Source organism: Ruegeria sp. CDSA241 (assembly GCF_059611265.1).
Window position 1 is genome coordinate 73,712 of the sequence record NZ_JBXWPF010000015.1, and the last position, 22,570, is coordinate 96,281.

22 protein-coding genes and 1 riboswitch are annotated in these 22,570 nt (G+C 58.7%); of the genes, 14 read left to right on the forward strand and 8 right to left on the reverse strand.

Annotated features, from left to right (window positions below; genetic code table 11):
- Positions 1 to 139: 139 nt before the first annotated feature.
- The 4 genes from AC2FJV_RS14355 to cysQ are packed head-to-tail and all read right to left on the reverse strand — an operon-like array spanning position 140 to position 3,823.
- A complete protein-coding gene (locus tag AC2FJV_RS14355) occupies positions 140 to 1,234 on the reverse strand; it encodes a glycosyltransferase family 2 protein (protein WP_496713978.1) in 1,095 nt (364 codons plus the stop codon).
- The gene (gene galE / locus AC2FJV_RS14360) at positions 1,194 to 2,177 is read right to left on the reverse strand and encodes a UDP-glucose 4-epimerase GalE (RefSeq protein WP_496690223.1); all 984 of its coding nucleotides are present in this window, start codon (positions 2,175 to 2,177) and stop codon (positions 1,194 to 1,196) included. The genes AC2FJV_RS14355 and galE overlap by 41 nt, the downstream gene beginning before the upstream one ends.
- 48 nt (positions 2,178 to 2,225) lie before the next feature.
- A complete protein-coding gene (locus AC2FJV_RS14365) occupies positions 2,226 to 3,026 on the reverse strand; it encodes a 3-deoxy-manno-octulosonate cytidylyltransferase family protein (RefSeq protein WP_281973403.1) in 801 nt (266 codons plus the stop codon).
- Positions 3,026 to 3,823, reverse strand: a complete 798-nt coding sequence (gene cysQ / locus AC2FJV_RS14370) for a 3'(2'),5'-bisphosphate nucleotidase CysQ (RefSeq protein ID WP_281995827.1) — start codon at positions 3,821 to 3,823, stop codon at positions 3,026 to 3,028. The genes AC2FJV_RS14365 and cysQ overlap by 1 nt, the downstream gene beginning before the upstream one ends.
- Before the next feature lie 122 nt (positions 3,824 to 3,945).
- On the opposite strand from cysQ, the gene AC2FJV_RS14375 reads away from it, so the two are divergent.
- The gene (locus AC2FJV_RS14375) at positions 3,946 to 4,767 is read left to right on the forward strand and encodes an ABC transporter permease (RefSeq protein ID WP_142637353.1); all 822 of its coding nucleotides are present in this window, start codon (positions 3,946 to 3,948) and stop codon (positions 4,765 to 4,767) included.
- On the opposite strand, the gene AC2FJV_RS14380 is transcribed toward AC2FJV_RS14375, so the two are convergent.
- A complete protein-coding gene (locus tag AC2FJV_RS14380; RefSeq protein ID WP_142637351.1) occupies positions 4,764 to 5,366 on the reverse strand; it encodes an alpha-ketoglutarate-dependent dioxygenase AlkB family protein in 603 nt (200 codons plus the stop codon). The two genes, AC2FJV_RS14375 and AC2FJV_RS14380, sit on opposite strands and share 4 nt — an antisense overlap.
- A 211-nt stretch (positions 5,367 to 5,577) precedes the next feature.
- Here AC2FJV_RS14380 and dnaK point away from each other — a divergent pair, with 211 nt between their 5' ends.
- From dnaK to radC, 13 genes are all read left to right on the forward strand, one after another.
- Positions 5,578 to 7,485, forward strand: a complete 1,908-nt coding sequence (gene dnaK, locus AC2FJV_RS14385; protein WP_281973405.1) for a molecular chaperone DnaK — start codon at positions 5,578 to 5,580, stop codon at positions 7,483 to 7,485.
- A 74-nt stretch (positions 7,486 to 7,559) separates the two neighbouring features.
- The gene (dnaJ, locus tag AC2FJV_RS14390) at positions 7,560 to 8,708 is read left to right on the forward strand and encodes a molecular chaperone DnaJ (RefSeq protein ID WP_142637347.1); all 1,149 of its coding nucleotides are present in this window, start codon (positions 7,560 to 7,562) and stop codon (positions 8,706 to 8,708) included.
- Positions 8,709 to 8,873: 165 nt separating this feature from the next.
- Positions 8,874 to 8,980: riboswitch (TPP riboswitch) on the forward strand.
- A gap of 47 nt (positions 8,981 to 9,027) precedes the next feature.
- Entirely contained in the window at positions 9,028 to 9,831 is an 804-nt protein-coding gene (gene thiD, locus AC2FJV_RS14395; protein WP_281995829.1) for a bifunctional hydroxymethylpyrimidine kinase/phosphomethylpyrimidine kinase, read from the forward strand.
- The gene (locus tag AC2FJV_RS14400) at positions 9,828 to 10,805 is read left to right on the forward strand and encodes an FAD-dependent oxidoreductase (RefSeq protein ID WP_281995830.1); all 978 of its coding nucleotides are present in this window, start codon (positions 9,828 to 9,830) and stop codon (positions 10,803 to 10,805) included. The genes thiD and AC2FJV_RS14400 overlap by 4 nt, the downstream gene beginning before the upstream one ends.
- Positions 10,789 to 10,983: a sulfur carrier protein ThiS gene (gene thiS, locus AC2FJV_RS14405; RefSeq protein WP_496713979.1), complete on the forward strand. Its 195-nt coding sequence runs from the start codon at positions 10,789 to 10,791 to the stop codon at positions 10,981 to 10,983. Before AC2FJV_RS14400 ends, thiS begins: the two co-directional genes overlap by 17 nt.
- A 2-nt stretch (positions 10,984 to 10,985) precedes the next feature.
- Positions 10,986 to 11,750, forward strand: a complete 765-nt coding sequence (locus AC2FJV_RS14410; protein WP_142637339.1) for a thiazole synthase — start codon at positions 10,986 to 10,988, stop codon at positions 11,748 to 11,750.
- A complete protein-coding gene (locus AC2FJV_RS14415; RefSeq protein WP_496713980.1) occupies positions 11,747 to 12,343 on the forward strand; it encodes a thiamine phosphate synthase in 597 nt (198 codons plus the stop codon). The genes AC2FJV_RS14410 and AC2FJV_RS14415 overlap by 4 nt, the downstream gene beginning before the upstream one ends.
- A complete protein-coding gene (locus AC2FJV_RS14420) occupies positions 12,340 to 13,305 on the forward strand; it encodes a ThiF family adenylyltransferase (protein WP_496713981.1) in 966 nt (321 codons plus the stop codon). Before AC2FJV_RS14415 ends, AC2FJV_RS14420 begins: the two co-directional genes overlap by 4 nt.
- Before the next feature lie 19 nt (positions 13,306 to 13,324).
- Positions 13,325 to 14,260 carry an ABC transporter substrate-binding protein gene (locus tag AC2FJV_RS14425; RefSeq protein ID WP_142637333.1) on the forward strand — a complete coding sequence of 312 codons (936 nt, stop codon included), beginning with the start codon at positions 13,325 to 13,327 and terminating at the stop codon, positions 14,258 to 14,260.
- The gene (gene tenA, locus AC2FJV_RS14430) at positions 14,257 to 14,931 is read left to right on the forward strand and encodes a thiaminase II (RefSeq protein WP_281995835.1); all 675 of its coding nucleotides are present in this window, start codon (positions 14,257 to 14,259) and stop codon (positions 14,929 to 14,931) included. The genes AC2FJV_RS14425 and tenA overlap by 4 nt, the downstream gene beginning before the upstream one ends.
- Positions 14,928 to 15,656 (forward strand): ABC transporter ATP-binding protein, encoded by a 729-nt coding sequence (locus tag AC2FJV_RS14435; protein ID WP_281995836.1) that lies wholly within the window; start codon positions 14,928 to 14,930, stop codon positions 15,654 to 15,656. The genes tenA and AC2FJV_RS14435 overlap by 4 nt, the downstream gene beginning before the upstream one ends.
- Complete coding sequence (locus tag AC2FJV_RS14440; RefSeq protein ID WP_271950546.1) at positions 15,653 to 16,387, forward strand: ABC transporter permease; 735 nt, start codon at positions 15,653 to 15,655, stop codon at positions 16,385 to 16,387. Before AC2FJV_RS14435 ends, AC2FJV_RS14440 begins: the two co-directional genes overlap by 4 nt.
- A gap of 35 nt (positions 16,388 to 16,422) precedes the next feature.
- Positions 16,423 to 17,178 (forward strand): RadC family protein, encoded by a 756-nt coding sequence (gene radC / locus AC2FJV_RS14445; protein ID WP_271950544.1) that lies wholly within the window; start codon positions 16,423 to 16,425, stop codon positions 17,176 to 17,178.
- A gap of 3 nt (positions 17,179 to 17,181) precedes the next feature.
- Here the strand turns inward: radC and AC2FJV_RS14450 are convergent, their stop codons facing one another.
- The 3 genes from AC2FJV_RS14450 to secA all read right to left on the reverse strand — a co-directional run bounded on the left by AC2FJV_RS14450 (position 17,182) and on the right by secA (position 22,508).
- A complete protein-coding gene (locus AC2FJV_RS14450) occupies positions 17,182 to 18,738 on the reverse strand; it encodes a phosphate ABC transporter substrate-binding/OmpA family protein (protein ID WP_496713982.1) in 1,557 nt (518 codons plus the stop codon).
- Between the two features lie 25 nt (positions 18,739 to 18,763).
- Positions 18,764 to 19,690, reverse strand: a complete 927-nt coding sequence (locus tag AC2FJV_RS14455) for a hypothetical protein (RefSeq protein ID WP_496713983.1) — start codon at positions 19,688 to 19,690, stop codon at positions 18,764 to 18,766.
- A gap of 100 nt (positions 19,691 to 19,790) precedes the next feature.
- Positions 19,791 to 22,508 carry a preprotein translocase subunit SecA gene (secA, locus tag AC2FJV_RS14460; protein WP_496713984.1) on the reverse strand — a complete coding sequence of 906 codons (2,718 nt, stop codon included), beginning with the start codon at positions 22,506 to 22,508 and terminating at the stop codon, positions 19,791 to 19,793.
- Positions 22,509 to 22,570: the final 62 nt, after the last annotated feature.

A 22,570-nucleotide genomic window follows, 5' to 3' on the forward strand; every position in this document is an offset into this window, starting at 1 on the left:
GAATCCAACAGGCTCACGCGACTGCCCAACCTTTGTTAATACGCGAGCATACCCGGGGCCTGAACAAGCCAGAGTGGAGCCGGGCGAATGCCATTTTATGCCACTTTACCATCTAATGAAGCAACGCATTTAAAAGTAGTTAGTCCGAAACGTTGTTTTTCCAGTCAGTTTTGCCCATCAAGCCAAGCTCACACAGTTGGCGCCATCCGATATATTCCACCGATTGTGGATCCCACATGATCGGGCGGTTAATTATGCCATCATAATAGCTGTCGAACTCCGCCGGGTCGTGAAAATGCTGCTCTCGGGTTTTCTCGATTCTTGATTTGATGACCACCTCGGGCAGGAACTTTGTGTGCAGTAGCACGCCCGAAGGGCCGTGGCTCCCCGGTCCGTCATAGGTGGCGTTCAAATCTCGGGGCAGGGCGGAATGGCAGGAGTTCACGTAAGCATAGTGCCGCGACCAGCGTACCAGCGGTATTTTGTTTAAAGTTGGTGACCGCTCGGGCCGGTCAGCAAAAAACACGCGTTCCCGTGCACCGCCCTGAACCCAGAGATTGCCCAGCGGCGATTGCCGTTTGGCGCGCAACGGGCCTGGATCAAACCAGCCCAAAACTTCGGTCGGGTCGGTTCCGGGGTCATAGGGCTGTGTGCCGAGCTGATCTTTGGGGTACAGGTCCAACATCAAGGCTCCGAAAGCGTCGCGCCCCTGCACCTCTAGCTGTTGGGTCAAATCCTGCAGCGGATGGCTGTCCCATTCGGGATAGATAAGCAACTCATCCGCATCCACCATCAAAGCCCAATGGCCGTGACCAAATCGCATCTGTAGCCAGGTCAGCCAATCCAGCCCGTATCGTGAGGCGCGATAGCTGGCATCGGTTTGCCACAAGGATACATCCGGTTGATCTTTCAGATATGCGACCGAGCCATCATCGCTGCCGTTGTCCACGATCAGAAAATGATCAACGCCCAGCGTCCGGTAGTGATGGAAATACCAGGGCAGGCGCGTGATTTCATTTCGCAGGGTGGTAAAGACCAGTATCGCACCCGGGCGTATCTGGTCGGTTTGGTCGACCAGTTGGGTTAGCTGATGGCGGCTGCGAAAGGATCGCCACAACAGCCGCCTGCGTTTCAGGCGCAAGCGATAGCGTTGCACCCATCCGATTGGCGGCAGGGTATCGCTCACGCGGCCCTCATCTGTCGTAATGCCCGTTCTGATGCCAGCGCCAGGCATCGGCAATCATCGTCTCTAACACGGACCTTTTGGGGGACCAGCCCAGTTCTTGCCCGGCCCTGTCCGAGCCCGAAACCAGCTTGGTGCAATCTCCGGTGCGGCGCGGGCCGATGGTATAGGGCACCGCGCGATTGGTGACGGATTTCGACTGGTCGATCACTTCCATCACCGAAAAGCCAGAGCCCGTGCCCAGGTTGAAAACGCGGCTGTCCTTTCCCTGTTCCAGCCATCGCAGCCCCAGAACATGCGCGTCAACCAGATCGCAGACATGCACGTAATCGCGGATACAGGTGCCATCGGGCGTGTCATAGTCGGTTCCGAACACAGTCAGCCCGTCGCGCTTGCCGTCAATCGCATCCAACATCAGCGGAACCAGATGGGTCTCGGGGCGGTGGAATTCGCCTACTTCTCCGTCCGGATCGGCGCCAGCCACGTTGAAATAGCGAAAAATCACATGGTTCATCCCGTGAGCGGCCTGGAAATCACGCAGGATATCCTCGATCGCGCGTTTGGAGGCGCCGTAAGCGTTCAGCGGCTGCTGTGGCGTGTTCTCGTCCAGCACCACATTGTCATGTTCGCCATAGGTGGCGCAGGTCGATGAGAACACGAAATCCAGACATCCAGCCGCCACCGCGGCCTCGATCAGGGTCAGCGAACCAGTGACATTGTTCGACCAGTATCTTCCGGGTTCCGACATCGCCTCGCCCACCTGGCTGAGCGCTGCGAAATGCATCACGGCGGCGGGTTGATACTTGGCGAAAACCTCATCCAGGCGCGCCCGGTCCAGCAGATCACCCTGTGCGAACGGGCCAAATTTGACCGCGTCCTGCCAACCGGTGATCAGGTTGTCATAGGTGACAGGTGTGTACCCGGCACGAGACAGTGCCTTGCAGGCATGGGATCCGATATATCCGGCACCGCCGGTTACAAGGATATGTGTCATATCAGATCCCGTTATTCCGGTTTTTCAGGGTGCGACAGCCTGCGGCACTCAGTCCAGCCCCATCGCGGCCATCATCTCTTCAAGTTTGGGAACGTCCTGCGGATTGTTTAGTTCCCAGAACTGGCGGCCTTTGGATTCGACTTCAACACACAGAACCTTACGCCCGTTTTCCATGAAACGCAGCTGTTCCAGCCCTTCCAGTTGCTCTAATGGACCGACAGGCCAGGACGGATAAGCCGCCAGCGCGTCAGGGCGGTAGGCATAGACGCCGACATGGTGAAACACCGGCGTTTCCTCCCCGCCCGCATAAGCCTGTGAAGTAAAGGGCACGACCTCTTTCGAGAAATACATCGCGCCGTGATCAGCGGCGAAAACGGCGGTTGTTCCACCGACGCGCCCGTGTTTGCGGTCATTCAGCAGGCTGTTGAGCGCATCGCCGTCGCAGCGCAGAACCGGAGTGGCCACCCCAGCCTTGGGTGCGGCACGCAGACCGGTGATCAGATCTTCGACGAACCAATGCGGGGTCAGCGGTGCATCGCCCTGCAGGTTCACCACGATGTCATAGCTTGCGCCCAGCACATCATGCGCTTCGGCGCAGCGTTCGGTGCCATTGCCACAGGTTTCCGAGGTCATCACAACCTCGGCCCCGAACCCTTCGGCCACCTCGCGAATGCGGTCGTCATCGGTGGCAACCACAACGCGGTCCACGCCCGAGACCGAACTGGCCGCGCGCCATGACCGCTCGATCAGAGTCATTGCATTGCCACTGGCCCCGGTGAGCGGCACCAGGGGTTTGCCCGGATACCGGGTCGAGGCGTAGCGGGCGGGAATGGCGATCAGAACGGACATCAGGCCTCCTTCAGGTCTACACCCGGAGCGTAGGCGATAAAGAACGGGTTTGCATAGCCGTCCTTGCCATAGGTCAGCGGCGCATGATTGTCGAACCGGACAACTTTGCCGCCCGCACCTGTCAGCACGGCGTGACCTGCTGCCGTATCCCATTCCATCGTGCGGCCAACGCGGGGATAGATATCTGCCTCGCCCGTCGCAATCAGGCAGAACTTCAGCGACGAGCCCGCGCTTTTGCTGTCCTGCACTTGATATTTGTTGATGTAATCGTCGGTCGCCTGGTCACGATGTGACTTCGAGGCCACGACCAAAAGCGCGGAATTGTCTGGATCAGAGACCGAAATCGGAGCCACGGCGCCGGGTTGATCCTTGTCCAGCGCGCCGGTTTCCTCGACCGATTGCCCGTCGGCCAAAGTATAGAACATCCGGCCGCGGGCTGGCGCATAAACCACGCCGCGCGTTGGGGTACCGTTTTCGACCAGCGCGATATTAACGGTGAAATCGCCACGCCGGTTGATGAACTCTTTGGTGCCATCCAGCGGATCAACGATCAGGAACGTATCGCCTTTTTCAGAATGCGAGGCGGCCTGTTCCTCGGTCACTAGCAGGATATTGGGGAACGCCGCGCGCAGACCGGCCGAGATCAGCGCATCGGCGGCCTCATCTGCTTCGGTCACGGGGCTGGCATCGGATTTGACCTTCACGTCAAACCCATCCGAGTTATAGATGTCCATGATCGTATCGCCCGCTTCCAGGGCCAGACGTCGGATGACGGGGATGAGGGCATCATAGGTCACAAAAAAGCTCCGTTCCTGTGATTTGTTGATCGAATAACCTGACGGCCTTATGCTGTGCTGGTTACGGAACGGCAAGAATTTCGTGCCAGATTGCAGGCAATAATACAGGAAAGACGCTTCGGGTGTTTTATTACAAGCGAAACCGGTCGCTTATAGGCGGTGCGTTTACGACGGCGGAACTGGTGTTTCACGCCGTGGTCCGGAATGTCCGATCTCAACACAGCAATGCTGTGCTTTCGGTGCTTATCAATATTTTCCAGGTTCTGGTGCTGGTGAGTGTGTTTTACGTGATCATGTCCCTTCTTGGCGCGCGCGTTGCCAAAATCCGGGGTGAGTTCATTCTGTATCTGCTGTCTGGGGTTTTCCTGTTTCTGACGCACATTAAAGCCGTCGGTTCGGTTTCCGGATTGGACACGGGTAATAACCCGATGATGCTGCATTCGCCGATGAACATGATGGTCGTGCTTATGGCTGCCGCTTTCGGGTCGCTGTATACTCAGGTTTTGACAATCGTCATCATCCTGTTTGTCTACAGCGTATCGGTTGCTCCGCTGGAAATTCAGGAGCCCGGTGGCGCCTTTGCCATGCTGATGCTGGCCTGGTTCACGGGCTGTGCGGTCGGCGTGGTGTTCATGGCGATCAAGCCCTGGTTTCCGACCACTGCCACGATCATGAGCACAATTTACCGGCGCCTGAATATGGTGTTCTCGGGAAAAATGTTCGTCGGCAATGCGCTGGGCGGGTTCATGTTGACCATGTTCGCCTGGAATCCGTTGTTTCACATTATCGACCAGTGTCGGGGTTTCGTTTTTCGGAATTACTATCCGCGCAATACCAACTGGGAATATCCTGTCTGGGTCGGGTTGGCTCTGTTGTTGATCGGCTTGCTTGGAATTTTCTTTACCCGCCAGCATGTGTCGCAAAGCTGGAGCGCACGCCGTTAACCCGCCACGCGCAAGGTCAGGTTGATCCGCCCGCCCTTTGGCAACAGTTTTGAAGACCCGAAACGAATGCGATCTACCCCGTGATAGGTTAGGCGCGCGGGTCCGCCCATCACAACAACATCGCCCGAGCCAAGCCAGATCGATTCCGTTTTGCCCCCTCGGGTCGTGTTGCCAATGCGGAACAACGCGTCGTCACCTAATGAGATCGAAAGGACCGGCCAGGAAAAATCGGCCTCGTCCTTATCCTGATGCAGGCCCATTCGCGCCCCTTCGCCATAGTAGTTGACCAAGCAACAGTCGGGGTCACGTTCGGGGCTGGCAAGATCGCGCCAGATATCCAGAATGCAGTCTGGAATGGCGGGCCATTCCATACCCTTTGGATGGTGCGGCTGGTACCTGTACCCGTTCTTGTCAGTGACCCAACCCAGCGCCCCGGCCGAGGTCATGCGAACAGACATTTCCTTGCCCGAAGGGGTGGTCGGGCGGAACAAAGGTGCTGATTTCAGAATCGGACGCAACAGCGTGATCAGCTGTGCCTGGGCAGCTCCGTCAAGGTAAGCTTTCCTGATTTCAAAACCGCGTAAAAGCAGCCGCGCCATTCTAGATTCCTCAATCCTTGCCAAAACCTTGCTAAAAAGGCTGCAGATTCCTGAAAACCTGCATTTGTGAATGCTTGCAGGCCCCTGTTCCCGTCCTTATATACGCCGGGACGCGCGATGGTGTAGGACCATTGCGCAAATCAGATCGGGGCCAGATGCCATAACGGGTCGGGCCTCGGGACATCGCCTTGAAGAGAAAGGGATTGAACATATGGGAAAAGTAATCGGGATTGACCTCGGCACCACCAACTCGTGCGTTGCCATCATGGACGGTTCGCAGCCGAAGGTCATCGAAAACGCCGAAGGGGCGCGGACCACGCCCTCGATCGTCGCCTTCACCGAAGATGAGCGACTGGTCGGTCAGCCTGCGAAACGCCAGGCGGTCACCAACCCCGACAACACGGTTTTTGGCGTCAAACGCCTGATCGGTCGTCGTGTGGATGATGCCGAAGTCGAAAAAGACAAGAAAATGGTACCATACGCCATCGTTGATGGCGGCAATGGCGACGCGTGGGTCGAAGCCCGCGGTGAAAAGTACTCCCCAAGCCAGATTTCGGCCTTCACTCTGGGCAAGATGAAGGAAACCGCTGAAAGCTACTTGGGTGAGGAAGTCACACAAGCCGTCATCACCGTTCCGGCCTATTTCAACGACGCACAGCGTCAGGCGACCAAAGATGCCGGTAAAATCGCCGGCCTGGAAGTGCTGCGGATCATCAACGAACCGACAGCTGCCGCTCTGGCCTATGGCCTGGACAAGGAAGAAACCCAAACCATCGCGGTTTATGACCTTGGTGGCGGTACCTTCGACGTAACCATTCTGGAAATCGACGACGGGTTGTTCGAGGTTAAATCGACCAATGGCGACACCTTCCTGGGTGGTGAAGACTTTGACATGCGCATCGTCAACTACCTGGCGGATGAGTTCAAAAAGGAGCACGGTGTCGATCTGTCCCAGGACAAGATGGCGCTGCAGCGTCTGAAAGAAGCTGCGGAAAAAGCCAAGATCGAACTGTCCTCGACCTCACAAACCGAAATCAACCAGCCGTTCATCTCGATGGGCGCCAACGGCCAGCCGCTGCACATGGTCATGAAACTGACCCGTGCCAAGCTGGAATCGCTGGTTGGTGATCTGATCAAGAAGTCGATGAAGCCCTGCGCGGCTGCTCTGAAAGATGCTGGCCTGTCGGCTGGCGATGTAGATGAGGTTGTTCTGGTCGGTGGTATGACCCGGATGCCGAAAGTGATCGAAGAGGTCACTAAATTCTTCGGTAAAGAGCCGCACAAAGGTGTGAACCCGGACGAAGTGGTTGCCATGGGCGCCGCTATTCAGGCCGGTGTTCTGCAGGGTGACGTCAAAGACGTTGTTTTGCTGGACGTGACACCGCTGTCGTTGGGGATCGAGACGCTGGGTGGTGTGTTCACCCGACTGATCGACCGCAACACCACGATCCCGACGAAAAAGTCTCAGGTCTTCTCGACCGCCGAAGACAACCAGAACGCCGTGACCATTCGCTGTTTCCAAGGGGAACGTGAAATGGCTGCGGACAACAAGATCCTGGGTCAGTTCAACCTCGAAGATATCCCGCCAGCACCGCGCGGCATGCCGCAGATCGAGGTGACTTTTGACATTGACGCCAACGGCATCGTCTCGGTTTCGGCCAAGGACAAAGGCACCGGCAAAGAGCAGAAGATCACCATCCAGGCATCGGGCGGCCTGTCCGACGAGGACATCGAAAAGATGGTCAAGGACGCCGAAGAGAACGCGGAGGCCGACAAAGAACGCCGCGAGCTGGTCGACGCAAAGAACCAGGCGGAAAGCCTGATCCACTCGACAGAAAAGTCGATGGAAGAACATGCCGACAAGGTTGATCCAACAACCATCGAAGCCATCGAGCTGGCGATTGCCGCGCTGAAAGACGAGCTGGAAACCGAGAATGCCGACAAGATCAAGTCGGGCATCCAGAACGTTACCGAAGCGGCCATGAAGCTGGGCGAAGCCATCTACAAAGCGCAAGCTGAAGACGGCGAAGATGAACCTGCCGCTGCGGATGCTGCACCTGGCGAGGATGACATCGTCGATGCCGAGTTCGAAGATCTGGACAACGACAAGCGTAGCTAACGGGTAACCGGGCCAATTCGGGCCGGTCCGGTCACCGGGCCGGCCCGATTACGTTGAGGCAGAAGGAAATACTGATGTCAAAACGCGACTATTACGATGTGCTCGGCGTATCCAAGGGTGCATCAGCGGACGAGATCAAGAAAGGCTTTCGTAAGAAAGCCAAAGAATTGCATCCCGACCGCAACAAGGACAATCCGGAGTCAGAGGCACAGTTCAAAGAAGCGAACGAGGCCTATGACGTCCTGAAAGATGCTGAACGCAAGGCGGCTTATGACAGGTTCGGTCATGCTGCATTCGAAAATGGCATGGGCGGCGGTGGCCGACCTGGCGCTGGCTTTGGTCAGGGCGACTTTTCCAGTGCATTCTCGGATGTGTTCGACGACCTGTTCGGCGATTTCATGGGCGGCCAACGGGGCGGGGGCGGTGGACGTCGTGCCGCACGCGGTTCGGATCTGCGCTATAACCTGCGCGTCTCGCTGGAAGAGGCGTATTCAGGTCAGCAGAAAACCATCAATGTCCCGGCAGCGGTTGCCTGTTCGTCCTGCGACGGATCTGGGGCTGAAGGCGGTGTTGAGCCCACCACCTGTCCGACCTGTTCGGGTATGGGCAAGGTGCGTGCGCAACAAGGCTTTTTCACAGTAGAACGCAGCTGTCCGACCTGTTCGGGCCTGGGTCAAATCGTCAAGAACCCCTGCAAATCCTGTCAGGGTGCGGGCCGTGTTGAAAAAGAACGCGCTTTGTCAGTTAACATTCCAGCCGGTGTCGAAACCGGCACGCGCATTCGTCTGGCCGGTGAAGGCGAGGCTGGAATGCGCGGTGGCCCTCCGGGTGATCTATACATCTTTGTAGAGGTCTCAGATCACAGGCTGTTCGAGCGTGACAGCGTGAACCTCTATTGCCGCGTGCCGGTCAGCATGGCCAAAGCCGCGCTTGGTGGTTCGATCGAAGTTCCGACCATCGACGGTGGCCGCGGGCGTGTGCAGATTCCAGCGGGCAGCCAATCGGGTCGCCAGATGCGACTGCGCGGCAAGGGCATGCCAGCCCTGCGCGGCGGCGGTGTTGGCGACATGTTCATCGAGCTGGCCGTGGAAACTCCGGTAAACCTCACCAGCCGCCAGAAAGAGCTGCTGCGCGAGTTCGACGACCTGGGTGAAGACAATCACCCGGAATCCAACAGCTTTTTCTCCTCCGTCAAATCCTTCTGGGACGGGATGAAGGGCTGAAGTCTTTTCCCAAAAAAGGGGGCGCTGCCCCCGCGACTCCCCCGAGGTATTTAGGGCCAGATGAAGCAGGTGATCCGCTCTTCATCGGGCTAAAAATACCTCGGAGCGCGAGGCAGAGCCTCGCAAATCTCCGCTTGATTATTGTCGCCGCTCCTGAGATGGTCCGCGCAACCGTTGGGGTGCCTTGTTCGCAAGGCTGAGAGGTGCAGCTGCATCAACCCATCGAACCTGATCCGGGCAATTCCGGCGGAGGGAACGGTCTTATGAATACAGACGTTTTCCATCCTCCGTTGTTGCCCCTAGAAGATGGAGCAACGACATGGCAGCTATTGCCTTGACCATTGCAGGGTCCGACAGCGGAGGCGGGGCCGGAATTCAGGCCGATCTCAAGGCGATGTCGGCGCTGGGCGTTTACGGGGCTAGCGTTGTTACGGCAGTGACTGCGCAGAACACCCGGGCCGTGACGGCGGTTCATGGCATTCCCCTTGATGTGATCCGCGCACAGATCGACGCGGTGCTGAGCGATCTGGATGTTGGGGCGATCAAGATCGGCATGCTGGCAACCCCCGAGATTATCGAGACCGTGGCAGATGCCTTGTCAGGCTATGCGGGACCCATTGTCTTGGACCCTGTCATGATCGCGAAATCCGGGGATGCTTTGCTGGCCGGTGACGCGATCCAGACCCTGACGGACCTTCTGATACCACGCGCGACCGTCCTGACACCCAATTTGCCCGAAGCTGGGCGGCTGCTTGAGCAGAACGAAGCGCAGTCTCCGGATGAAATGGTGGCTCAGGGGCTGGCCCTTTGCGCAAAGGGTGCCGCGTCGGTTTTGATGAAAGGCGGGCACGGTAAGGGCGAGATATGTCATGATCTGTTGGTTGACGGCTCGGGTTTGGTGGATGAATTCACGGCGCAGCGCCGGAATACAAAGAACACCCATGGGACCGGATGCACCTTGTCCTCGTCCATATCCGCCGGGCTGGCCAAAGGTCTGAGCTTGCGGGATTCCGTGGCAGAGGCACATGCTTATTTGCAAGGCGCTATCGCCCAGGCTGATGGGCTGTGCGTGGGCCGGGGCCATGGTCCGGTGCATCATTTCCATCGGGTCTGGCCAGCGTGAGGATCTGGTCTGTCATAGGGGCAGGCGTGGCCGGTTTGGCTGTTGCGTCCGAATTGGCCCATCGCGGCGCACGGGTGCAGGTCTTTGACCCCGCCGGCCTGCCGGGTCCGCATGGCTGTTCTTGGTGGGCCGGGGGAATGCTGGCCCCGTGGTGCGAGTTCGAAAATGCCGAAGAGCCGGTCTTGCGCCTGGGGCAGGGTGCTTTTGACTGGTGGGCGACCCGGACCAAGGTTCATCAGCGCGGTACTTTGGTCGTTTGCGGTGCGCGCGACTTGCCGGATTTGCGTCGGTTTGGTCGTCGAACGCAGGGGTATCATGAGGTAAATCAGCAGGAACTAGCCACATTAGAGCCTGATCTACATGGTTTCGGCAACGGTCTGTATTTCAAGGACGAAGCCCATATAGACCCACGCAAGGCGCTGCAGGATGTGTTCGACGATCTTATCGCGCGGGGCGTTGCCTTTCATCGCGAACCCGCCCCTGCTGGGTTGGAGAACGCGATTGACTGCCGTGGTCTTCAGGCGCGGGACGCCTTGTCTGATCTTCGGGGCGTAAAGGGTGAGATGCTGGTGATCCGCTGCCCTGATGTGACGCTGACCCGGCCCGTGCGCCTGTTGCATCCCCGGATGCCGCTTTACATCGTGCCGCGTGGCGATGGCATCTACATGCTGGGCGCGACGATGATTGAATCCGAGGATAAAACCCGCATCACCGCGCGCTCGATGTTGGAACTGCTCAGCGCGGCCTATGCGTTGAACCCCGCTTTTGGCGAGGCCGAGGTGCTAGAGATCGGCGTCGATCTGCGCCCGGCCTTTCCCGACAATCTGCCTCGGATCCGGCGTCGGGGCGGGACGATTTACGCCAACGGGCTGTACCGCCACGGGTACCTGCTGGCACCGGCGATGGCCCAAGGCGTTGCCGATCTGGCACTTGAACACAAACATTCGGAGATGGTCGATGAAGATCGTGCTTAATGGCGAGCCGCGCGAGGTGCGGGCCGAGACCTTATCGGAATTGCTGATGGAATGCGGCTACTCGGGCCGTGTCGCCACTGCGGTGAACGAAGATTTCGTGCCCTCGGGGCTGCGTTTTGCCCATGCTTTGGTTGAAGGGGATCGGATCGAAATCGTCGCGCCGATGCAGGGGGGCTGAGGATGAAATCCTTTTACGGAACCACATTGGCCAACCCGCTGATGCTGGGCACGGCGCAATATCCCAGCCCAGCTATTCTGGAGCAGGCCTTTCGCGAAAGCGGGGCGGGTGTTGCCACGGTCTCGCTTCGCCGTGAATCCGGGGCGGGGCAAGCATTCTGGCAGATGATCCGCGATCTGGGCGTGTTGGTGCTGCCCAACACCGCCGGATGCCACACGGTCAAAGAGGCGGTGACCACCGCCCATATGGCGCGTGAGGTCTTTGATACCAAGTGGATCAAGCTGGAACTGATCGGCCATACCGACAGCCTGCAGCCGGATGTGTTCCAGCTGGTCGAAGCCGCGCGCATTCTGACCAGCGACGGGTTTCAGGTCTTTCCCTATACGACCGACGATCTGATTGTTGGCGAACGGCTGCTTGCCGCCGGGTGTGAGGTGCTGATGCCATGGGGCGCGCCGATCGGGTCAGGGCGGGGGCTGAACAATGAATATGCCCTGCGGGCGATGCGGGCAGAGTTCCCGGATGTGCCCTTGGTGATTGACGCGGGCATCGGCCTGCCCAGCCACGCCGCCCACGCGATGGAGCTGGGTTATGACGCTGTACTGCTGAACACTGCTGTGGCCCGCGCCGGGGACCCCGTTTTGATGGCCCGCGCAATGGCCCGCGCGATCGAGGCCGGGCAACTGGCCCATCAGGCCGACCCGATTGAGGCGCGCGATATGGCGGAACCTTCGACCCCGGTTATCGGAAAGGCGTTTCTGTCATGACACTCGACCGGTTTTATCCGATCTTCGATCATTCGGACTGGCTGCGCCGGATGCTGCCGCTGGGCATCAAGTTGGTACAGCTGAGGGTCAAGGACCAGCCCATGGATGTGGTGCGTGACCAGATTGCCAAGTCGCGTGACCTGTGCCGCGCAAATGGGACAGTTCTGGTGGTCAATGACTATTGGCAGGCGGCCATCGACGCCGGCTGTGACTGGGTGCATTTGGGGCAAGAGGATCTGGACGAGGCCGATCTGACTGCCATCCGCAAGGCGGGTTTGAAACTGGGCGTGTCCACCCATGATGATGATGAGTTAGAGCGCGTGCTGGCCATGGACCCCGACTATGTGGCGCTTGGCCCGGTCTATCCCACCATCCTGAAAAAGATGAAATGGCAGCAGCAGGGTCTGCCCCGCGTCACAGAATGGAAAGCGCGCGTTGGTGATACTCCACTGGTTGGCATCGGCGGGATGAGCGTCGAGCGTGCACCAGGTGTCCTGCAGGCTGGGGCGGATATCGTCTCGGTCGTGACCGATATTACCCTGAATACCAACCCCGAGGCGCGTTTGAGTCAATGGATCGAGGTCACCAGATGAGCCGATATGCTCGTCAGACGCTGTTGCCAGAGGTTGGGGCCGAAGGGCAGGCGCGCCTGTCCTCGGCCCGTGTTCTGGTGGTGGGTGCGGGCGGTTTGGCCGCCCCGGTCCTGCCGTTGCTGGCCGGGGCTGGGATCGGGCAGATCACGATCCTGGATAGGGATCAGGTTGAGCTGTCCAACCTGCATCGGCAGACCTTGTTTTCTGAGACGGATTGCGGACACCCCAAGGCCGAGCGTGCGGCGGCACGGTGCAAGGCGATCAATGGGGACATAGACGTCAGCGGCAAAAAACAGGCTCTAACAAGCGAAAATGCTGGCAACTTGGTTGCTCAGGCGGATGTGATCTTGGATTGCGCAGACAGCTATGCGGCCAGCTATATCCTCTCGGACACTTGCTTGGCGCAGGGCAAGCCGCTGATCAGCGCCTCGGTGCTTGGGCTGTCGGGCTATGTCGGAGGTTTCTGCGGCGGCGCGCCGTCATTGCGCGCGCTGTTTCCCGACGCGCCGGACAGCGGGGCAAGCTGCGCCACCGCTGGTGTTCTGGGCCCGGTCGTCGGGACGATTGGCGCGATGCAGGCACAGATGGCGCTGAACCTGATCCTTGGGCTGACGCCCTCGGTGCTGGGTCAGATGGTTCAGTACGATGGACGGACACTCCGCAGCACGGCCTTCCGCTTTGATAATGCGCCCGAACCGAACAGCTGTTTCCGGTTTCTCTCGGCCGGGCAGCTGACGACAGATGACCATATCATCGAGCTGCGCAGCGCCGAGGAATCCCCGCGCCCGGTACATCCTGACGCGCAACGGATATCGCCGGATGATCTGAGCGATATCGACCCTAATAAGGGCAAAAGACTGGCATTGTGCTGTGCTACCGGATTGCGCGCCTGGCGCGCTGCCGAACGAATTCAACCGAATTGGCCGGGCGAGATTGTTCTTGTCGCAGCCTCAACTTCGTGAACAGAAGGAACCGCGAAACATGAAGAAACTGATCGCTGCAATCGCCCTGCTGGCTGCCGCGCCGGCCTGGGCCGAGGATAAGATGACCGTCTTGTTGGATTGGTTTGTAAACCCTGACCATGGTCCAATTATCGTCGCACAGGAAAACGGCTATTTCGCCGACCAGGGGCTTGAGGTTGAAATCATTCCGCCCGCGGACCCCTCCGCGCCGCCGCGTCTGGTGGCCGCTGGTCAGGCCGATCTGGCAGTGTCCTACCAGCCTCAGCTGCATCTGCAAATCCATGAGGGCTTGCCGCTGAAACGGGTCGGCACGCTGGTTGCCACCCCGCTGAACTGCCTGCTGGTGCTGGATGATGGCCCGATCAAGTCGCTGGCCGATCTGCGGGGCAAGAAAATCGGTTTCTCGGTCGCCGGTGTCGAAGAGGCGATCCTGACAACCCTGCTGGGGCAGCATGATATCGGTCTGGATGAGATTGAGATGGTCAACGTCAACTTCTCGCTGTCGCCGTCGCTGATGACCGGTCAGGTGGATGCAGTTATCGGGGCGTTCCGGAATTTTGAGCTGAACCAGATGGATATCGAAGGTGTCGCGGGTCGCTGTTTCTATATCGAAGAGGAAGGCATCCCACCCTATGACGAGCTGATTTATGTCGCCAATCCCGATACGATGGATGCCGACAAAATCGCCCGTTTCTTGGCCGCGACCGAGAAAGCGACCCAGTATATCGTCAACAACCCGGAAAAGAGCTGGGAAATCTTCGCGGCCACCTCGACCGAGCTGAAGGATGAGCTGAATGCCCGTGCCTGGGTCGACACGCTTCCCCGGTTCGCGCTGCGTCCGGCGGCGTTTGATGCGGGTCGCTATGCGCGGTTCGAGGAGTTCCTGAAGAACAGCGGCATGATCGACAGCCTGAACCCGGTCAGCGACATTGCCATCGATGTGACCGCGCAATGAGCAATTACGGCAAAGCTTTCGCATTGATGCGGGATGCCGCGCAGGGACCGTGGCGGGATTACACTCGCCACACCTTTGTGGAAGGGATGAAAGACGGAACGCTGCCGCGCACGGCGTTCCTGCATTACCTGCGACAGGACTATGTGTTCCTGATCCATTTTTCCCGTGCTTGGGCACTGGCGGTTGTTAAGTCCGAGACTCATTCGGAAATGCTGACCGCCGTGGCCACGGTAAATGCGTTGGTCGCCGAGGAAATGCAGCTGCATATCGGTATCTGTGAGGCGGCTGGGATTTCCCATGAGGAGCTGTTCGCAACCCCTGAACGCGCCGAAAACCTGGCCTATACACGCTTTGTGCTTGAGGCCGGGTATAGCGGTGATTTGCTGGACCTGCTGGCGGCTCTGACCCCTTGTGTGATGGGCTATGGCGAAATCGGCACGCGGTTGGCCTCTGAAGCTACATCCGAGGTCTATCGTGATTGGATCAATACCTATGCCAGCGACGACTACCAGGGCGCATGCAAAGCGGTTGGAGAACTGTTCGATCAGGCTCTAACACGGCGTATTGGTGAGGACTTTGCAGCCTCGCCGCGCTGGGATCGCCTGTGCCAGACCTTCCGCACGGCAACCGAGCTAGAAGTCAACTTCTGGCAAATGGGCCTGACCCCATGACCCCGGCGCCCGATCTGAGCATCAAAGGCACGGCCACGATTGACGGAGCGACCCTGTTCGCGCCGCTCACCCTGACCCTTGGGGCCGGGCAGTGGACTTGCCTGCTGGGCGGATCGGGCGTCGGTAAAACCACAATTCTACGTCTGATTGCCGGGCTTGATACAGGTGCCGTGTTCACCGGGCAGATCACCGCCGGCGATGGTGCTCCGATGCAGGACCGCGTGGCCTATATGGCGCAGGATGATCTGCTGCTGCCCTGGGCAACGGTCGCACAGAATGTCTCGTTAGGTGCGCGGCTTCGGGGCAAGTCGGTCGATCTGGAGCGGCGCAACCGTCTGATTCAGCGCATGCGATTGCAGGATCATATGACCAAGAAACCCGCCGAACTGTCGGGCGGCCAACGCCAACGCGTCGCTTTAGCCCGCACGCTCATGGAGGATCGCCCGATTGTTCTGCTGGATGAGCCGTTCTCGGCGCTGGATGCCCGCACTCGGGCCGATATGCAGGACTTGGCGGTCGAGGCGTTGCAGGGCCGGACCGTTTTGCTGGTGACACATGACCCGGGTGAGGCCGCCCGGCTGGGCCAGTCCATCATGGTGATGACACAGCAGGGCCTGACCCCCTGTGAGCCGCCGCATGCACCTGCCCCGCGCCATGTGGACGACCTTGAGACGCTTGAGACGCAAGGTGCGCTGTTGCGTTTGCTGCGCGAGGCGGTCGCATGAAATATCTCTCAGCCCTTGCAGCCACCGTGTTCGCGATTGCCATCTGGCAGGGGATTGTCTGGACGACCGGCTTGCCTAAGTTCATCCTGCCAAGCCCCGCCGTGGTGGCCGAGACTTGGTGGCAGAACCGTTGGCTGATCGCCGAACACACTTGGATCACTGCGGTCGAAGTGGTGATTGGATTGGCCTTTGGGACGGTTCTGGGTGTGGTCACTGCGCTGCAACTGGCCAATTCGCGGGCGGCGCGCGTGCTGGTACAGCCGATGCTGGTGTTCACGCAGGCTCTGCCGGTTTTTGCGCTGGCCCCGTTGCTGACGCTTTGGCTGGGCTATGGCCTCTGGTCCAAGGTCGCGATGGCGGTGCTGATCATCTATTTCCCGATCACCTCGTCTTTCTTCGATGGGCTGATGCGGACGCCGCAGGGCTATCTGGACCTTGCGCGCACGATGCAGGCCAGTCCGCGTGCAGTGCTGTGGTATATCCGCATTCCGGCGGCGATGCCCTCGCTGGCGTCGGGGATGAGGCTGGCCGCCGTCTATGCGCCGATCGGGGCGGTGATTGGTGAATGGGTCGGCTCGTCGCAAGGGTTGGGATATTTGATGCTGTTGGCCAATGGCCGTGCAAAGACCGATCTGATGTTCGCCGCGATGCTGACCTTGGGAGTGTTTTCCATCGTGTTGCATATGGTTGTCCGCCGCGCCACTGCCCGCATGGCAGGTGAGGTGCGTTAACCATCTGGAAACCGATTCTGCGTCAGGCTGAGAGCATGACACAGGACGCCTTTTCCGAAGCCCCAATGCTATTCGATACAGACGAAGCTCCCGCGCAGCCGCTGCCGACGGGTCGGTTACCCTCCTACATCAAAGATCATCGCAAGCGGCTGCGCGAACGGTTCCTGTCTGGCGGGTCCGCCGCCATGCCGGATTATGAGCTGTTGGAACTGGTCCTGTTCCGTTCAATCCCCCGGCAGGATGTGAAACCGCTGGCGCGTGCGCTGATGGAAACGTTCGGCGATTTCAATCGGGTGCTGACCGCGCCCGAGGAACGGCTGCGCCAAATCAAAGGCGTCGGGGATAGCGTGATCACCGATCTGAAAATCCTTGAGGCCTGCGCCCATCGCATGGCCCGCGCACGGGTGATGAGGCGACATGTGATTTCCGGATGGGACGCATTGCTGGACTATTGCCACACCACCATGGCCCATCGTGAGACCGAACAATTCCGTGTGTTCTATCTGGATCGCAAAAACGTGCTGATCGCTGATGAGGAACAGGCCAAGGGCACGGTGGATCATGTCCCTGTCTATCCGCGTGAGGTTGCCAAACGGGCGCTGGAGCTGAATGCCTCGGCGTTGATACTTGTGCATAACCATCCGTCAGGTGACCCGACCCCGTCGCAATCGGATATCGACATGACCAACCGAATTCAGGATGCCTGCCTGGCACTGGGCCTGACGCTGCATGACCATCTGATCATTGGAAAGTCGAACGAGCTGAGCTTCAGGTCCGAGGGTTATCTGTAGCTGCTATTGAACCCAGACCTCGACCCGGCGGTTGACCTTGCGGCCCCATTCCGTGTCGTCGCAGGCCATGGGCATGGCCTCGCCAAAGGCGTCGACCGTGATTTCGACGCTGTCCCCGATAGCGGTTTCAATCTCGGCCAATACGGCATTGCGAACGGTTTTTGCCCGCAACAATGCGATCCGCGCATTGGTTGACGCTGCCCCTTCGCCATCGCTGAAGCCGACAAACCTAAGCTTTCGGGCATCGAGGGTCCCGGATTCCAAAAGAAGGGCAAGATGTCGGATATTGGACCGTGACTGCGCATCCGGGCGCGAGGAACCGGGCTCGAACCGGAAGGACAGTGACAGGCGGGACATGGGTCTGAAAATCTCGACCAGCCGCTGAAGTTCCTCCAAACCAACTTCTGATCCGCCCGACGCGATAGCATTGGCAAGTCGATCCCCTTGCACCCCAAGACCCATAGTCTCGGGGGTTTGATCGACAAAGCCAGCTTCGCGTATTGCCATCTGCGCCTCGATTCCTTGGGTGTAGGCCAGGAATTGACGTGCAAAACGCGGCAATCGCCTGTCCGGCAGGTATAAAAACATAGGTGAGGTCAGCGGATAATCTTCGGTCTTGATTGACTGCCGAGTAGCCGCCAGCGCATGACCGCACCCGCCGGTCAAAGGCAGGGCACGCGCGGTGCTGGCTTCGGCTTGGCTTGCGACACCTATTGAAAAGGGATCCGCAGCAACGGTACGTACCAGATCAGTACTGCGGTCATGCCGAATGGCCGCCTCGGAAAGGGCTGTGCCGGAGGGTGCCAGAAGCCTGTCTTCGACATTCTGGGCCAGACCCGAACCGGCTTCCGGAAGGTGCAGTGAAATTGGCGCATCGGGCCCGCCCAACTCGGCCCAGCTCGTAATCTCGCCCGAAAACACCCGGGTTAATTCCGCAAGCGAGATTTGCTGTAACGGGTTCGAGTTGGCAACGATTGGTACCAAAGCGTCAAGCGCGATGACGCGGGCCCGGCGGGTGCGGGTCAGATCGCCAAGGCCTACCGCTTGTGCGGCTTGCTCCTCTTCGGGTCGGATTTCGCGCAACGCCAGAACAATATCAGCCTGGTTTTCTGCTTGCGCCCTAAATCCGCGCTCAGTGTTCCCTGCGTCAAAGAAGAACCGACCCAGCGGTGCTGCCCGCCCGGGTTGGTGCAGTTCGTAAGAAAATGTGTTGGTGGTCAGCCTGTTTGGGGTCGCCGACAACCCTTGCTGCTGTGCGAAGCCAACAATCAGCGCTGGTAGGACTTTTTCCGCCATGACCGAAGATCCGGCAAATCGGATTTCAGCCACAAAATCGGTCAGGCTTGGGCAGGCAGGTCCGGTACAGGTCACACCGGACCCATCAACTGTCAGCGTGCCAAATTGTGTCGCCACGCGATAGAACTCGCCGTCAAATCCCAGCAGGTCACCGGTGACTTCGACCTTGCCGTCATGCGATCTAAGCGAGATGTCTTGCGCCTGTGCGCCCGACGCGATTGTAACGGAAGCCAGTGCAGCCGCTGCCACACGAAAGAATGTCATAAGATGCCCGAGCCTGCCTGCGGATTTAGTTTGCGGCGATTGTCAGGTCTTGGAAGAGATTATTCAACACCAGAAACTCTCCGGTGCGGGAGCATTCAGGAAAACTCAGCGTCCTGTCTTTTGATCTCAACCGATCATCCCGCAATTCAAGCGACTGGATGTTCAGGTCGCGCCCGCAATTTTCTGAAGTCACCTCGGTTTCGACAGTGATTTCTATCGATCCGTTTTGGTTGGAAAGACCGGCAGGGAACGAATAGATTTCGATGTTTTTCATGTCCCCGGTTCCGGTATTGCCCAGACGCACTACCTGTCCGGCGCCTTCGGTCGGGGTCTCAGCCGAGACATGGCCATTGCCGCCATAGCTGGCCCCGAATTCTAGCGCATGAATTTGCAGGTCAGTTTCACCCTGCCATTGCAGGGCAATGCGTTCGTAATTGGCAATGTCGGCGATATGGGTAGTTGCTACTGTTCCATGCTGGTCTTCAAACGAGATCAGAAAGATCGCATATTCTGACAGGGCCGGGATTGTCATGTCCATGCGCCCTACTGCGTCGGTGCGCTGTGTGACTGTCATACCGCTATGGTGAATTTCCACGGATTCATTACTGTGGCAGGGGGCGTTGACGACCAGCCGGGCGGCAGCACCGGGAACGGCAGTAGCCCGCGCACTGAGGGTGCAGTCAACGGGATTGACAGGTTCTGATCGACTGGATTCGATAAAACGGCTGTCGGACCCGGTCTCTTCGCTTGTTCCGCGAACCGGCGCAGATGAGGTCAGAACGACTTCGCTTAACCCGGGGATGATTGAAGCCTGATCCGTAACTGATGCCACATCAACAGAAGCCCGCTCCCCTCGCGGTTGCGCAGGGGTTCCGTTCTGCATGAGGTAGCCAATGGCCAATGCACAAGCAACGGTGCCGCCAGTGGTTACGTAGTTCTTAATTACAAACAAGACACCCTCCCCAGTTGAAGGAGCGATTCGCACCCTGCAGTTGAATCACGGCTAATATGTGGCCGTGAGGCGGACTCATTGTGTCTCGATTGTGGTGACGTTAGGTCAACCGGCCATGGCAATGCTTAAACTTCTTGCCTGAACCGCAGGGGCACTTGTCGTTGCGCGACGGGTTTCCCCAAGTTGCCGGGTCGTCTTCGACAAATCCAGGCCGCGCATCACCCGAGGCTTCGGCCTCGGCCACCGCTTCGGCGTGACCAGTGGCCTGATCTACCGCCTGCTGCGCCCGTGCCTGCTGCGCTTGCATCTGGGTCAGCATTTCGCGCTGTTCCTCTTCGGTCAGCGGTCGCACGCGGGACAGTTGCCGGGTCACGGTTTCGCGCAACGAATCCAGCATGGATTCGAACAGCTGGAAGCTTTCGTTCTTGTATTCGTTCAGCGGGTCGCGCTGGGCATAGCCGCGGAAGCCCACGACCGAGCGCAGATGTTCCAGCGTCAGCAGATGTTCGCGCCATTTGCTGTCGATCGTGTTCAGCAAGACCTGCTTTTCGATGTTGCGCATGTTCTCGGGGCCGAACGCGGCCACTTTTTGCGCCATCATCTCGTCGGCGGCGTTGATCAGGCGCTCGCGCACCTGCTCGTCATCCACGCCTTCTTCGGCGGCCCAGTCCTGAACCGGGGCGTCAATGGTCAGCTTGTCCTTAACCGCCTCGTGCAGACCCTCGGTATCCCACTGATCAGCATAGGATTTCGGCGGCATATATTCGTCGATCAGATCGTCGATCACCTGTTCACGCATGTCTGATACGATTTCGGACAGATCGTCAGCGGACATGATTTCGCGCCGCTGGCCGAAGACCACTTTACGTTGGTCGTTCATCACATCGTCGAATTTCAGAACGTTCTTGCGCATGTCAAAGTTGCGACCTTCGACCTTGGATTGCGCCCGCTCCAGCGATTTGTTCACCCAGGGGTGGACGATGGCTTCGCCTTCCTTCATGCCCAGTGTGGTCAGTACTTTATCGAGCCGTTCGGATCCGAAGATACGCATCAGATCGTCTTCAAGGCTCAGATAGAACACGGTGCGGCCTGGATCGCCCTGACGGCCCGAACGGCCCCGCAACTGATTGTCGATGCGGCGGCTTTCATGGCGTTCCGAGGCCATCACGTAAAGGCCTCCTGCGGCCAGAACCTTTTCCTTTTCTTCGGCATGGCGCGCCTCTTCGGTGGCGCGCAACTGGGCCGGGTCGGCATCGGGGTTTTCTTCCAGCGCCTGCAGAACCTTCATATCCACATTGCCGCCCAACTGGATGTCGGTACCGCGGCCGGCCATGTTGGTGGCGATGGTTACTGCGCCATATCGGCCCGCATCGGCAACGATCTGCGCCTCCTGCTCGTGTTGGCGGGCATTCAGAACATTGTGCTGGATACCCTCTTTGGTGAGCATCTGGCTGAGCAATTCGGACTTTTCGATGGACGTGGTGCCCAGAAGGACCGGTTGTCCGTTTTTCTGGGCTTCCTTTGTCTCGTCAATCATGGCGCCGTATTTTTCGGCTGCGGTACGAAAGACCTGATCGTCCTCATCCAGACGCGCGATCGGTTTGTTGGTTGGTACTTCGACAACGCCCAGACCGTAGATTTCGGTAAATTCCTCAGCCTCGGTCAGCGCGGTGCCGGTCATGCCGCCCAGCTTGTCATACAGGCGGAAATAGTTTTGGAACGTCACGCTGGCCAATGTTACGTTTTCGGGCTGGATCTGCACGTTTTCCTTGGCTTCGATGGCCTGATGAAGACCTTCCGACAGGCGACGACCTGGCATCATGCGACCGGTGAACTCATCAATCAGAACGACATTGCCGTCCCGCACGATGTAATCTTTGTCACGTGTAAACAGCTTATGCGCGCGCAAGCCCTGGTTCACGTGGTGAACGACCGTGGTGCTTTCAGGATCATACAGCGAATGGCCTTCTGGGATCAGGCCGTTGGCAATCAACTGTTGCTCCAGAAACTCGTTACCCTCATCCGTGAAGGTCACGTTCCGGGACTTTTCGTCCAGCGTGAAGTGATCTTCTCCCAATGACGGGATTAGCGCATCAATCGCGGTATACAGGTCCGACCGGTCCTCGGAGGGCCCGGAAATGACCAGCGGCGTCCGCGCCTCGTCAATCAGGATCGAGTCGACCTCATCCACGATCGCGAAATTGTGGTGTTTCTGGTAAATTTGATCCAGTTCCGCCTTCATATTATCGCGCAGGTAATCAAAACCCAGCTCATTGTTGGTGGCATAGGTCACGTCACAGGCATAAGCAGCCTTTTTCTCGGCATCGGGCTGCCCTGACCAGATGACACCGGTGGTCATGCCCACGGCGGCAAACACCTTGCCCATCCATTCCGAGTCGCGCTTGGCCAGGTATTCGTTCACCGTGACCACATGCACGCCCTTACCGGTCAGCGCGTTCAGATAGGCGGGGAGGGTCGCAACCAATGTCTTGCCTTCACCCGTTTTCATCTCGGAAATATTGCCCTGATGCAGGAAGGCGCCGCCCATCAACTGCACATCAAAGGCACGCAGGCCCAGCGCGCGTTTTGCCCCTTCGCGTACGTTGGCAAACGCCTCGGGCAGCAGATCATCCAGGCTTTCGCCTTCCAGCGCACGTTTGCGCAGCTCGGCGGTCTTTGCGATCAGGCCGTCATCCGACAGATTCTCGAACTCGGGTTCCAGCGCGTTGATCTGTTCGATCAGGGGGCGGGTCGCCTTGATCTTGCGGTCGTTCGGTGTTCCGAACACCTTTTTGGCGAGCGTTCCGAGTCCCAGCATGTTCACTCCAGCGGATCTGTTCTTGTCTTGGTTTTGACAGGCTTGCCCACCTTGCGCGCAAC